Consider the following 13308-nt stretch of genomic DNA (forward strand, 5'->3'; position numbering starts at 1 on the left):
TGGCTGATCGCCCGGACTTCGTCCTCTACTTGGCGGCGCGGGCCTCGGCCGGCAGCCAGGCGAAGGAGGCGGCAGCGTCGGCGGCCTTGTACTCGAGGCCCACGTAGCCCTCGTACCCGGCCTTCTTCAGCTGGTCGAGCAGCTCCTCGAGGGGCAGCTCGCCGGTGCCGGGGGCACCTCGGCCGGGCTTGTCCGCGATCTGGACGTGCCCGGTCTTGGCGGCGTACTTTTCGATGACCTCGGAGAGGTCCTCATCGTTCATCGCCAGGTGGTACAGGTCGAGCAGGAACTTGGCGTTGCCGAGGCCGGTGGCCTCGTTCACCCTGTCCACCACCTCGACGGCGGCCGGGGCGCTCACCAGCGGGTAGAGCGGCGACTCGGGCTTGTTGAGGGTCTCGATCAGGAGGATCGCGCCGACGCGGTCCGCGGCCTGGGCCGCCACGACCAGGTTCTTCAGCGCCAGCTCGTCCTGGACGGCCGGGTCCACGCCTTCGACGCGGTTGCCGTACAGGGCGTTCAGCGCCTTGCAGCCGACCGAGGCCGCGAAGTCGGCGGCCACGTTGATGTTGGCGTTGAAACGCTCCGACTCCTCACCGGGAACCGAGACCGCACCGCGGTCCGGTCCCGGCAGCCGGCCGGCGTAGAAGTTCAGGCCCACCAGCTGGGTGCCGGCGTCCTCAAGAGCTTTCCTGAGGGCGTCGAGCTCCTCCTGTGCGGGGGTGGGGGTCTCGATCCAGGGCCACCACAGCTCGACCGCCGTGAAGCCCGCCGCGGCGGCGGCCGCGGGGCGCTCCAGGAGCGGGAGTTCCGTGAAGAGGATCGACAGGTTCACATCGAAGCGCTGGTCCGTGTATCCCATGAGGGGTGTGCGCTCCTTCCGTATTGCGGAAGTTATTTTCTGTCTGATGGAAGATTGCATGGGCTTCCGCGCGGATGTCAAGTGCGGACTGACGAAAAATCGAGACCGCGCGGTAGCTTGACGGCGTGCGATTGAGAGTGGAGTTCACGACCGAGCCCTTCGACCTCGAAGAGGCCCCCGACCATGCCGTGGCGGCCCGCGAGGTCATCCAGAAGGCCCAGCTGGAGGCGGTGGACGTCGGCCCCTTCGGCAACACCGCGGAGGGTGAGGCCGACCGGGTGCTGTCCGCCGTGAGTGCGCTGCTGCGCGACTCCCTGGAGGCCGGGGCCACGCGCGTCACCCTCCAGGTCAACGTGATCGGCGAGGAGACGCCATGACCGAGCCCCGCGACCACCCGTTCATCACGGCGGTCAAGCCGCTCGTGGACGCCATGGGCGGCGAGCTGATGGACCCTGCCCTGGCCACGCCCGACGACGTCGTGCTCACCTGGGAGGGCCGGGAGCTGCTCGCCGTGCGCCTGCCCCAGCTCTCGGACTCGCTGGACCACATCCTGGCCGCGCTGGAGCGCCGGCACGGCGTACCGTTGTCCCAGCTCGACCGGAAGTCCAAGCAGGACGTCGTGCGGATACTGGAGGCGCGGGGCGCCTTCTCCGTGCGGCACGGCGTGGAAACGGTCGCGGGCGCGCTGGGCGTGAGCCGCTTCACGGTCTACAACTACTTGAACAGGGAAAACCCCAACAAGAACAGCCAAGCGTGAACGGATTCTTACTCACGGTGACGAGCCGCCGCCCAATTCACCCGGGCGGCGGCTTTTGTGTACGGGAAGTTTCAACAAAGTGTTGACGCCGTGTTGTGGAGAGCGTTAGCTATGCGCAGCCCGTCAAAGCAACAACAGGCCACGGAGGCCTACCGTGACTTCGAGTCCGACCCCGGGTCTCACCCGGATCAACACCTTGGACGACAGTGCGGCCGCGGCCGAGCTGCACGAGGTGTGCGCCAGCTCGGCGTGGGGGAGCAGGATGCTCGCCCGGCGCCCCTTCGCCACCGCCGAGTCCCTGTTCGCCGCGAACGAGGCCGCCATGGCGGAGCTCACCGCGGAGGACCTCGCCGAGGCGATGGGCGGTCACGCGCCGATCGGCCGGCCGAAGCCCGGAGACCCGACCTCCGCCCGCGAGCAGCGCGGCATGGCCGGTGCCTCCGAGGAGCTGAAGAACGAGCTCCTCGAACTGAACCTGGCCTACCAGGAGAAGTTCGGCCACGTCTTCCTCATCTGCGCCACCGGTGCGACCGGTGAGTTCATGCGGGACTCGGTCAGGGTCCGGATCGGCAACTCGCCGGAGCAGGAGCGGGAAATCGCCCGCGGCGAGCTCGTCAAGATCAACCGGATCCGCCTGACCCGCCTCGTAGAAGGAGAGTGAGTCCGACCATGAGCACCGAGACCACCGCGTCGGTGTCCACGCACATCCTGGACACCAGCATCGGCAGGCCCGCCGAGGGCGTCGCCATCTCCCTGTCGGCCCGCACGGGACTCGACGGCGAGTGGTCGGCCCTGGGCGGATCCGCCACCGATGCGGACGGGCGCTGCAAGGACCTGCCGGCGCTGCCGGAGGGCACCACCCACGTACGTCTCGACTTCGAGACCGAGACGTACTTTTCGAACAAGCACAGCGCAAAGAAGCAAGCCGAGGCGCAGCAGGACGCCCCCCGCGTAAGGGACAGCGCTACGTTCTTCCCCGAGGTCACCATCACGTTCGCGGTGAACCCGGGCGAGCACTACCACGTACCGCTGCTGCTCAACCCGTTCGGCTACTCCGTTTACCGAGGGAGCTAGCATGGCCACGATTCTGGGCCAGAACCAGTACGGCAAGGCAGAGAACCGCGTCGTCAAGATCACGCGGGACGGCGACACCCACCACATCAAGGACCTGAACGTCTCGGTCGCCCTCTCCGGCGACATGGACGACGTCCACTACTCCGGCTCGAACGCCAACGTCCTGCCGACGGACACCACCAAGAACACGGTGTACGCGTTCGCCAAGGAGTACGGCATCGAGTCCGCCGAGCAGTTCGGCATCCACCTGGCCCGCTGGTTCGTGGGCAGCCAGGAGCCGATCCAGCGCGCGCGCATCCGGATCGAGGAGTACGCCTGGGACCGGATCGCCACGTCCGACGCCAACTCCAAGTTCATCGGGGCCGACGAGGTCAAGCACTCCTTCGTCCGCCAGGGCCAGGAGACCCGCGTCACCCAGATCACGTACGACGGCCGGAACTGGGAGGTCATCTCCGGCCTCAAGGACCTGGTCGTCATGAACTCCACGAACTCCGAGTTCTGGGGATACGTGAAGGACAAGTACACGACCCTGCAGGAGGCGTACGACCGCATCCTGGCCACCCAGGTGTCGAGCCGCTGGCGCTTCAACTGGTCGGACGACGAGCAGCGGATGCCCAACTGGGAGAAGTCCTACGCCGAGACCCGCAAGCACATGCTGCAGGCCTTCGCGGAGACCTACTCCCTCTCGCTGCAGCAGACCCTCTACCAGATGGGTTCGCGCATCATCAACCACCGTTCGGAGATCGACGAGGTCCGCTTCTCGCTCCCGAACAAGCACCACTTCCTCGTCGACCTCGAGCCCTTCGGCCTCAAGAACGACAACGAGGTGTACTTCGCCGCGGACCGTCCGTACGGTCTGATCGAGGCCACGATCCTGCGGGACGGCGCCGACGCGCGCATCCCGGTGGACATGACCAACCTCTAGAGCGCGGCACGCGCGTCCCGGGGCCCCGCAGTGGCTCCGGGACCGCGCGACACGACCCAACTTCCTGAATCGGCACCCGGACGCACCACATGGGGCGGCAGTACTGTCAGCTGCCAAGGCCCCGGCTCCGGCACTCAAATCCCCTGGGTCCTGCCGTGCCCGCACCGCCACTGAAAGCACGAGGAAGTCCCATGGCAGCATCGGCAGCCCATGACAGCGCCGCCCCGCGCATCGTCATCGAGAACTGTGCGATCGCGACCGTCGACGCCCATGACACCGAGTACGCCTCGGGCCACATCGTCGTGGCAGGCAACAGGATCGAGTTCATCGGTGCGGGCAAGGCCCCCGAGAACCTCGACAACGTAGTCCGCCGCATCGACGGCACCGGGCACCTCGTGACCCCCGGTCTGGTCAACACGCACCACCACTTCTACCAGTGGATCACGCGTGGCCTGGCCACCGACCACAACCTCTTCAACTGGCTCGTCGCGCTGTACCCGACGTGGGCGCGCATCGACGAGCAGATGACGTACACGGCCGCGCAGGGCTCCCTCGCCGCGATGGCCAAGGGCGGTGTCACCACCGCGATGGACCACCACTACGTCTTCCCCAAGGGCTCCGGCGACCTGTCCGGCTCGATCATCCGGGCGGCGTCCGAGATGGGCGTCCGCTTCACCCTCGCCCGCGGCTCCATGGACCGCAGCGAGAAGGACGGCGGCCTGCCGCCGGACCACGCCGTCGAGACCCTCGAGGGTGCGCTCGCCGACACCGAGGCGACCGTCAAGAAGTTCCACGACGCGTCCTTCGACTCGATGACCCAGGTCGCCGTCGCCCCCTGCTCCCCCTTCTCCGTCTCCACCGAACTGCTCAAGCAGGGCGCCGAGCTGGCCCGCCGCCTCGGCGTGCGCATGCACACGCACGGCAGCGAGACCGTCGAGGAGGAGAAGTTCTGCCACGAGCTCTTCGGCATGGGCCCGACCGACTACTTCGAGTCGACCGGCTGGCTCGGCGAGGACGTGTGGATGGCGCACAGCGTCCACATGAACGACTCCGACATCGCCGCGTTCGCCCGCACCAGGACCGGTGTCGCGCACTGCCCGTCCTCCAACGCCCGTCTGGCCGCCGGCATCGCCCGCGTCCCGGACATGCTCGCCGCCGGCGTCCCGGTCGGCCTCGGCGTGGACGGCACCGCCTCCAACGAGTCCGGTGAGCTGCACACCGAGCTGCGCAACGCGCTGCTGATCAACCGCCTGAACCCGGTCCACCGCGAGCGTGCCCTCAACGCGCGCCAGGCCCTGCGCCTGGGCACCTACGGCGGCGCCCAGGTCCTCGGCCGTGCCGACAACATCGGTTCGCTCGAGGTCGGCAAGTGCGCCGACCTGGTCCTGTGGAACCTGAACACCTTCCTGCACTCCTCGATCGCCGACCCGGTGACCGCTCTGGTCTTCGGTGCGGCCGCCCCGGTGACGGCCTCGTTCGTCAACGGCAAGCAGATCGTCGAGAACAACCGGCTGCTCTTCGCCGACGAGGACGCCATCGCGGTGTCCACGCGGGAAGAGGCCCAGCGCCTCGCGCGGATCGCGCAGGCCTGATCCCCCGGAGTCCGGCCGGGGGGGACGGCCCCCGGCCGGCCGCCGCGGACCCGAGCGGGGTCCGTGGCAGCCGTTCCCGGGAGGCGCCCGAGGTAATCCGAAGGCGCTCCCGGGAGCGGTGACTCGTGCCACCAGCGCCACAGCACATCGCGGAGGCGGCGATCGGGCGAATCGTTTCTGCACCCCTTGGGGCAAGTAGCGCCTCCACCGGCTCCACCCACAACTTCACACGCGCGCTCGACTCGCACCGCTTTCGCACCACCTCCATGACACCCACGTCCCTGCCGACGTGTTACCCGACCGGAGGAAGCCGTGGCCCAGCCGCCCAGGTTTCGCAAAGACGCAGTCGCAGTACCGGAGGAGAAGCACCCGGTCGACGAGACCCTCCCTCCGCTGAAGATGTTCACGAGCGGCCTGCAGCACGTGGCCGCGATGTACGCGGGTGTCGTGGCCCCGCCCATGATCGTCGGCCCCGCGGTCGGCCTCTCCGCCACCGAGACCGCCTTCCTGATGGGTGCCTCGCTCTTCACCGCAGGGCTCGCCACCCTCCTGCAGACCCTCGGTTTCTGGAAGGTCGGCGCCAAACTCCCCTTCGTCAACGGCGTCTCCTTCGCCGGTGTGACTCCGATGATCGCCATAGGGAAGGGGGAGGGCGCGGACGCCCTGCCCGTCATCTTCGGCGCGATCATCGTCGCGGGGGCCATCGGCTTTCTCGCCGCCCCCTACTTCGGCAAGCTCGTCCGCTTCTTCCCGCCCGTCGTCACGGGCACCGTCATCACCCTGATCGGCGTCTCGCTCCTGCCCGTGGCCTTCAACTGGTCGCAGGGCGGCAACCGCACCGCCGCCGACTACGGCTCGGTCAGGAACATCGGCATGGCCGCCGTCACCCTGGTGATCGTCCTGCTCATGCGCAAGTTCCTGCGCGGCTTCCTCCAGCAGATCTCCATCCTGCTCGGCCTCGTCGCGGGCACCCTGATCGCCCTTCCGCTGGGAATGACCAGCTTCGACGCCGTCAGGAACGCCTCGGTGGTGGGCTTCCCCACCCCGTTCCACTTCGGCGCGCCGCACTTCCAGGTCGCCGCGATCGTCTCGATGTGCATCGTCATGCTCGTCTGCATGACCGAGTCCACCGCCGACATCCTCGCCCTGGGCAAGATCGTCGGACGGCCGGCGGACGAGAAGGCCATCGCGGGAGGCCTGCGCGCCGACACCCTCGGCAGTGCCGTCAGCCCGCTCTTCAACGGGTTCATGTGCAGCGCCTTCGCCCAGAACATCGGCCTGGTGGCCATGACCAAGGTGCGCAGCCGCTTCGTCGTCGCCGCGGGCGGCGGCATCCTGATCCTTCTGGGCCTGTGTCCGATGGCGGCCTCCGTCATCGGGGTGGTCCCGCTGCCCGTCCTCGGCGGCGCCGGCATCGTCCTCTTCGGCTCGGTGGCCGCCAGCGGTATCCAGACCCTGGCCGGCGCGGCCATGGAGAAGGGCGAGAACGCCCTGATCGTCGCCGCTTCCGTCGGCATCGGCCTGATCCCGATCGCCGCACCGGAGTTCTACCACGCCTTCCCGAAGGACCTGCTGGTCGTCCTCGACTCCGGCATCAGCACGGGCTGCGTGGTGGCCATCGTGCTGAACCTGGCCTTCAACCACCTCGGCGCCAGGAAGGGCGCTGCCTCGGGCGCCGCACCCGAACCGGTGCCGGTCCACTGACCGGCACCGAGCAGGAGCACGGACGGTGCGCGCGCCACCCCCTGCGGGTGTGGCGGGCGCACCGCCGCTCCGGTACGGGCGAACCGCCGTGCGCCCGTACGTGCGGTGACGGCGCGCGGGTCAGGGCCGCCAGAGCATCAGGTTGCTCATCAGCTCCGCCTGCTCGATCGCGTCGTCGAGTGCGTGGTGCGTGTGGCGCCGGCGGGAGAGCAGTTCGCGGGGCATGCGCCCCTTGACCGCGGCCCGCAGCGGCACCCGCGCCTTCGTCGCGTAGAGGGTCTTCATGTCGAGGCATCCGGAGTGGCCGAAGGGGCTGTCCCCGCCGAACCGCATCAGGTACCAATACAGGAACGTCCAGTCGAAGGACGCCGGGTAGCCGCACATCACCGGCTGGGCGTCCGCGGACACCTTGCGCACCCAGGCGCGGAACTCGGCCATCGCCGCCGCCGGATGGGCGCCCTCCCGGACCAGGCGGTCGCGGTCCAGCCCGCTGACGGCCAGGGCCTCGGGCACGTACGCGTCACTGATCGGCCGCAACTCACGGTAGAAGGTCCGCTTCTCCGGATCCGCGGCCGTATACGCGTCCCCCTCCTGCCGGCCGGCGACCGCGGCCCCGAAACTGATCATCGAATACGGTCCGGGAATGGGTCCGTCGGCCTCGATGTCGACGGAGATGTAGAGACTGGGACGTGCGGTGCGGGCTGCCATGCGCGAGAGCATGCCAGCCCGCACCGCTGTCGACCATCCGGTTTTCGCCGCTACGGAGCCGGCGTCAGGAACATCCCCGTGTGATCGCTCCCCGCGGTGTTCTTGCAGCTGGAAGCGGACCCCGCGGGCTGCGCCACCGCCAGGGCCAGGCACCGGCCGGCGGCCAGCTGGCCGTAGTGGTTGGGGTGCATGGACTCCTGGATCAGGCCCTGGGACTCGTTGTTGTCGATCCAGCGCGCCCACTCACTGGTCCCGCCCGAGGCCGGTACCGTGGAGGACACCTGCTTGCTGGCCCTGGCGCACACCTCGCGTCCCTGGAGCATGTCCCGCAGGTCCAGGAACTGCACGCCCTTGGCCGCTGCGACGCCCTTGAGACGACCGGCGATCTGCGGCACGAGCGAGTCGCGGGCCCAGTCCGAGTCCCGGTTCCAGAAGGGGCAGCCGCCCGTGTTGAGCCGGCTCCAGTCGCTCTGGGTGTACCGGTTCTCCGCGCCGCGCGGGATCGGTGACGGGTAGGACTGGAGCACGATCCGGTAGGAGGAGTCGGCGTATCCGGCCGTGCGCATGACGGCCCGGACCTCGTCCACGGACTTGCCGACCTTGCCCATGACCGCGTCGATCTTCTGGTCGACCGCGTACTGCTGGTCGTCGTGGCAGTAGGAGTTCCAGATGATGAAGTCGTACGCGCAGCTCTTGATGATGTCGGCGAAGCCAAGGTCGTTGCCGCCGACGGACAGGGCGATCACCTTGACGTCGTGGCTCGCGGCCACCGCGGCGAGCTGGTCGGCCTGCGGGGCCTCTCCCCTGAAGGCCACACCGCCGTTGGACGCGCGGAACACGTTGTCGGACGTCGCGCCGGAACAGGCCAGGTTCACCGCGACGTCGGCGATCGCCCCGGCGCTGCGCACCTCGGCCGAGTCCGACCGGTGGCAGCCGCCGGCCGTGGTCCCGTACACCCTGGCGGGATCGTAGGTGCTGCCGCCGACCCAGCCCCGGTCGGTGCCGTTGCGGTTCCCGGTGTTGGTCAGGCTGTTGCCCTTCCAGCGCCCGGCCTCGCCCGAGATGTAGCTGTCGCCCACGGACACCACGGCCGTGGGCCCGGTCCCGGGGGCCGCCGCGGCGGCCCCGGCGCCGCCGGCCAGCAGCGCGCCGGCGGCGAGCGGCACGGTCGCGGCGGCACAGGCCAGTCGTCGCACCCGACTGGCGTCCCGGTCCTTGCTGACGTTGCGGAATCCGTTCACTGCGGAACTCCTGCGCTCGGCCACGCCGAAGGCGGCAACGACTGCGTTGCCGTTCGGTGTGGCTGGGAAGTGGGGGTACCGCCGGCCGGTGGCATCGGAAAGGTGACACGGGGCCGCTTGTTACCGCTAGGTACAGTCATGTTACGAACCAGTAACAACCGATCGGTCGTTCGGGTCGAGCGGCTCCGGAGCCCGTCAACTCCCCATTCACGCGGAACAGCTGACGGGTGGTCCGCAACTCGTGCACCCTGTGTGACAACGACCAGCCTTCCGGGCGGGCGCAGGCACCGGGAAGGACGAGGGGGACGGCACGCATGAAGTACAGGGTTGTGGCTGCCATCGACTTCGGGACGCACGGCTCGGGGTTCGCCTGGGCGGTGCTCCCGGCCGGAGCGGAAGGGCCCGACCAGCGCCAGATCGACTATCCGGACCAGTGGGACGACGCGCCCCTGACCTACCCGAAGAACCTCTCCGCCCTCTTCCTGGACCCCGCCGGCGAGGACCGCGACTGGGGGTACGCCGCCCGGCGCGCCGGCGCCGCGGGCGAACCCGGCCGGCTCGAACACGGCTTCAAGATGTGGCTCAGCCCCGAGGGCCGGGAGGACGCCCAGGGCCCCGGGGCCGGGCTCGTCGGCACTCCGGAACAGGCCGTACCACTGATCGCGGCCTACCTGCGCCGCCTGCGCGGCGCCGCCCTCGACCGGATCGTCGGCGGCGGCTTCATGGAGTCCGACATCCGCTGGTGCCTGACCGTTCCCGCCATCTGGGAGCCCGAGCAGCGCAACCTCATGCGCGACGCGGCACGTCTGGCCGGATTCCCCGCCGACGACCGCGACCGGCTGATCCTCGTCACGGAACCGGAGGCCGCGACCGTCTACTGCGCCCAGGACGGCGCCGCCGGAATCGGCGGCCTCGGCTCCACGGCCACCCTCGTCGTCGACTGCGGGGGCGGCACCGTCGACATCGCCGCCTACCGCTGCACGCCGGACGGGACTCTGGAGCAGCTGCGCCGCCCCTGCGGCGGCAAGCTCGGCTCGAACTACATCAACCGCCGCTTCCAGGTCCAGGTGCTCGCCCCGCGCCTGGGGCAGGCGGCGTTCAAGGCCCTGGAGGCGGCCCCGGCCCAGCTCCTGGAACTGATGGACGACTTCGAACGGATGAAGACCCACTTCCGCGGGGACAGCGACAGCCCGGTCAGCATCCCGATCTCGCTGAAGGCCAGCCGGATCATCGACCCCCACGGCGGCACGGAGCGCCTCGCCGCGGAACAGCAGGGGGTCGACGACCACATCGTCATCGAACCCGACGTGATGCGGGGGCTGTTCCACGGCACGACCGAACCCCTGGTGAAGCTGGTGGACACCCAGATCCGCGAGCTGCTCGCCGACCCCGCCGTCGCCGCCGACGGCCTGCGCGTGATCCTCGTCGGCGGCTTCGCCCAGTCCCACTACGTGCAGAGCCGGCTCGGCGCGCACCTCGACGGGGAGTTCCCGGCGGGGGTCCAGCTGATGATCCCGCCGAACCCCTCCCGCGCCGTGCTCGGCGGCGCCGTGCACTACGCCTGCCGCCCCGAGGTCGTGCACTCACGGCGCGCGTCCAACACCTACGCCGTCGAGGTCTCCGAGCGGCGCAGGTTCGGCGCCGTCTTCCGGGAGTCGGAAGCCGTACGCGCGCTCACCATCATCAAGGTCAAGGGGCAGGGCGCCTTCCGCGACGGCGTCCTCGACCCGCTCGTCTTCATGGGGGAGTCCGTACAGGTCGGCAGCGAACGGACCTACACCCTCGTCCCGCTCACCACCGACCAGCCGGAGGTGAAGGTCGCGCTGTACGCCGTACCCGAGGTGAAGGACCTCACGGTCAACACGCCAGGCGCCCGGCGTCTCGGAACCGTCGTCGTCGACATCTCCGAGTCCGTCGGCGAGGAGGAGGTGGACGACCGCGGGGTGGACCTGTACTTCACCTTCGGCGGAACCGAGATCGGTGTGGCCGCGGTCAACCCCCGCACCGGAGAACGCCGCGAAATGGTCGTCGAGTTCGCCGGAGTCCCCGAGCAGTAGGCAGCAGGCAGCAGGAAAGAGGTACGCGCGATGGAGAGCCCAGGACGACCGGACCGAGGACTGCCCGCGTCACCGGGCCCGTGGCCCGGCGGCACACCCCCCGTGCCGTCCCCGGCGCCCCCGGTGCCGGCCCCCGCCCCGGACGGTGCACGCATGCCGTGGCGTGTCTTCCAGGAGGTGAAGGCCCTGCGGGCGGAGGTGATTTCCCTGCGCGCCGAACGGCAGGAGGCCAAGGACCGTATCGACAAGCTGTACGAGGTGGTGCACGGCCTGCGCGCCGACCGGACCACGGAACTGGAGAGCGCCCACCACGAGACCTCGCAGGCCTACGCCGCCCTGCGGGACCGGATCATCGGCCACTGCCGCTCCGCCGCCGAAGCCGCCGCGGGGCAGCCCCACCACCGGGCGGAGACCCATGTGCGGCTCTGCGCCGCCCTGTTCCGCACCGTACTGGGCGAGCAACCGGCGGCCGAGGAGGACTGGCACCGCACGGCGGCCGGCGTGCTGGGCCCGCAGGTGCCCCTGGGCCCGGTGACGGACCTGCACCGGCAGACGGCCGAACTGCGCGCGCGCATCGCGGAGCTGGGCGGCGTCCACCGGTGGAACTTCGAGCTGCGCCTCGGCCACGTACCGGACCCGCGCCTGCAGGAGGTGTGGCCCCGGGCCGACGAGCGGGAGCCGCTCAGCCTCTGCGTCGCCCCCGCCTACCAGGTGGTCGGCCGGCCCCCGCACGTCCGGCCGCTCGTCCACACCGTGATCGGCCGGGTGTGACGGTGCCCGGACGCCCGTTGGACGGCACGGTGCTCGACCGCCGCTACCGGCTGGACCGGCTGCTCGGGCGCGGCGGCATGGGCGAGGTCTGGCAGGCCACCGACCTCAGGGACGGCAGCGGCCTCGCCGTGAAGACGATCCTCGCGCAGTCCCTGGACTCACCCGACGCACGCGCCCGGTTCCGGCACGAGGCACGGGCCCTGGAACGCGTCGTGAGCCCCTACACCGTGCGCCTGCTCGGATCCGGCTCCGACGGCGACATCGACTACCTGGCCATGGAGTACGTCGCGGGCCGCGGCCTCGACCGGGAACTCGCGGTCCGGTTCGTCGCCGACCGCACCTGGCGCTGGGCGGCGCCCCTCCTGCGCGGGATCGTCCAGGGCATCGCCGACGTGCACGCCGCCCAGACGGTGCACCGGGACATCAAGCCGTCCAACGTCCTCCTCACCGGGGACGGTTCCGTCAAGGTCTGCGACTTCGGCATCGCCAAGCTCCTGGGGCCGGAGCCCTTCACCCAGCTCACGGCCCCAGGCCAGGCCATCGGCAGCGCCCCCTACATGCCCCCGGAACAGTGGAACGGGGGGCCGGTCACCTACCTGGGCGACCTCTACTCCCTCGGGTGCCTCGCCTACGAACTGCTCACCGGTGTACGCCCTTTCGGCCCGTGCGCCGACCGGGAGGACTATCGCCGGGCCCACCTGGAGGAGCGGCCCGAGCGGCTGTCCGCGCTGCGCCCCGACCTGCCGGCGGCGCTGGACCTCCTGGTGTCCGCGCTGCTGGAGAAGCGCCCGGGCGACCGGCCGGCCTCCGCCGAGCTGGCCGCCGTGGTCCTGGACGTGTTCCCGCTGGAGGCCCGCGGGACCCGGTGGGCCAGGCAGCGGCTCGCCACCCACGACGCCGAGACCGACCGGATGCTGCGGGACGCCGAGAGCAACTGGCTGTCGAACCGGCCCGAGGCGGGGCTCGCCTCCAGCCGGGAGGTCGTACGCCGCAGGGTGCTGGTGAACGGCCCGAACGCGGACGCGACCCTGCGGGCCCGCCGGGTGGAGGCGGACTGCCTGTGGGCGCTGGGGGACGTCGCCGAGGCGCTGAAGCTGAGCGAGGAGCTCGCCGAACAACGGGTCGCGGTGCTCGGCCCGTACAACGACGAGGCGATCATGTCGCTGCGGGCGTGGGCCAGTCGGCTGTGGCACCTGGGCCGCCTCACCGAGGCGCTGGTGCCGCTGCGGCGGATAGCGGAGGCGCGCGCGGACACCCACGGGGACTACTCCCCGGAGTACCACCGGGCCGGTTACGACCTCGCGCTGTGCCTCTCCTCCTGCGGCCGGGGCGAGGAGGCGGCCCCGCTGCTGCGCGCCGTGGTGGCCGGACGTACCGACCTGCTCGGCGCGGGGGCCCCGGAGACTCTGGAGGCGTGCCTCCTGCTGGGAGCCGTGCTGCTGGAGCACGACGCGGCGGCGGAGGCCCTCGCGCGGCTGGAACCCCTCGAAGCCGCCCTCGACCGGGGCTGGATCCCCAACCAGCGGCCACCGGACCACGCCCGCGCGCTCATCGAGACGGCCCGGCTGCGCCTGAAGCGCAAGCGCTGAGCCCCCCGTGACCACTGAACCGGCGGGGACG

Annotated in this window: 13 protein-coding genes; 10 read left to right on the forward strand and 3 right to left on the reverse strand. The window is 70.4% G+C overall.

What is annotated here, in order from left to right:
* Positions 1-25 precede the first annotated feature (25 nt).
* Entirely contained in the window at positions 26-859 is an 834-nt protein-coding gene (locus tag ACZ6JS_RS18110; protein ID WP_469299009.1) for a TIM barrel protein, read from the reverse strand.
* 125 nt (positions 860-984) lie between these two features.
* Between ACZ6JS_RS18110 and ACZ6JS_RS18115 the strand changes: the two genes are divergently transcribed.
* From ACZ6JS_RS18115 to ACZ6JS_RS18145, 7 genes are all read left to right on the forward strand, one after another.
* A complete protein-coding gene (locus ACZ6JS_RS18115) occupies positions 985-1236 on the forward strand; it encodes a thiamine-binding protein (RefSeq protein ID WP_381824159.1) in 252 nt (83 codons plus the stop codon).
* Positions 1233-1616: a helix-turn-helix domain-containing protein gene (locus ACZ6JS_RS18120; protein WP_469299011.1), complete on the forward strand. Its 384-nt coding sequence runs from the start codon at positions 1233-1235 to the stop codon at positions 1614-1616. The genes ACZ6JS_RS18115 and ACZ6JS_RS18120 overlap by 4 nt, the downstream gene beginning before the upstream one ends.
* Before the next feature lie 154 nt (positions 1617-1770).
* The gene (uraD, locus tag ACZ6JS_RS18125) at positions 1771-2277 is read left to right on the forward strand and encodes a 2-oxo-4-hydroxy-4-carboxy-5-ureidoimidazoline decarboxylase (protein WP_469299013.1); all 507 of its coding nucleotides are present in this window, start codon (positions 1771-1773) and stop codon (positions 2275-2277) included.
* An 8-nt stretch (positions 2278-2285) separates the two neighbouring features.
* Positions 2286-2690, forward strand: a complete 405-nt coding sequence (gene uraH / locus ACZ6JS_RS18130) for a hydroxyisourate hydrolase (protein ID WP_469299015.1) — start codon at positions 2286-2288, stop codon at positions 2688-2690.
* Between the two features lies 1 nt (position 2691).
* Positions 2692-3615: a factor-independent urate hydroxylase gene (gene pucL, locus ACZ6JS_RS18135; RefSeq protein ID WP_469299016.1), complete on the forward strand. Its 924-nt coding sequence runs from the start codon at positions 2692-2694 to the stop codon at positions 3613-3615.
* 191 nt (positions 3616-3806) lie between these two features.
* The gene (locus ACZ6JS_RS18140; RefSeq protein WP_469299017.1) at positions 3807-5207 is read left to right on the forward strand and encodes an 8-oxoguanine deaminase; all 1401 of its coding nucleotides are present in this window, start codon (positions 3807-3809) and stop codon (positions 5205-5207) included.
* Between the two features lie 312 nt (positions 5208-5519).
* A complete protein-coding gene (locus tag ACZ6JS_RS18145; RefSeq protein WP_469299019.1) occupies positions 5520-6911 on the forward strand; it encodes a nucleobase:cation symporter-2 family protein in 1392 nt (463 codons plus the stop codon).
* Between the two features lie 120 nt (positions 6912-7031).
* Here ACZ6JS_RS18145 and ACZ6JS_RS18150 read toward each other — a convergent pair whose 3' ends face one another.
* A complete protein-coding gene (locus ACZ6JS_RS18150) occupies positions 7032-7619 on the reverse strand; it encodes a 3'-5' exonuclease (protein WP_469299021.1) in 588 nt (195 codons plus the stop codon).
* A gap of 50 nt (positions 7620-7669) precedes the next feature.
* Positions 7670-8860, reverse strand: a complete 1191-nt coding sequence (locus ACZ6JS_RS18155) for a GDSL-type esterase/lipase family protein (protein WP_469299023.1) — start codon at positions 8858-8860, stop codon at positions 7670-7672.
* Positions 8861-9174: 314 nt separating this feature from the next.
* Between ACZ6JS_RS18155 and ACZ6JS_RS18160 the strand changes: the two genes are divergently transcribed.
* From ACZ6JS_RS18160 to ACZ6JS_RS18170, 3 genes are all read left to right on the forward strand, one after another.
* Positions 9175-10917, forward strand: a complete 1743-nt coding sequence (locus ACZ6JS_RS18160) for an Hsp70 family protein (protein WP_469299025.1) — start codon at positions 9175-9177, stop codon at positions 10915-10917.
* Positions 10918-11070: 153 nt separating this feature from the next.
* Positions 11071-11688, forward strand: a complete 618-nt coding sequence (locus ACZ6JS_RS18165) for a hypothetical protein (RefSeq protein ID WP_469299027.1) — start codon at positions 11071-11073, stop codon at positions 11686-11688.
* 2 nt (positions 11689-11690) lie between these two features.
* Positions 11691-13277 carry a serine/threonine-protein kinase gene (locus ACZ6JS_RS18170; RefSeq protein ID WP_469299028.1) on the forward strand — a complete coding sequence of 529 codons (1587 nt, stop codon included), beginning with the start codon at positions 11691-11693 and terminating at the stop codon, positions 13275-13277.
* Positions 13278-13308 lie beyond the last annotated feature (31 nt).

Source organism: Streptomyces sp. NPDC046349 (assembly GCF_055587885.1).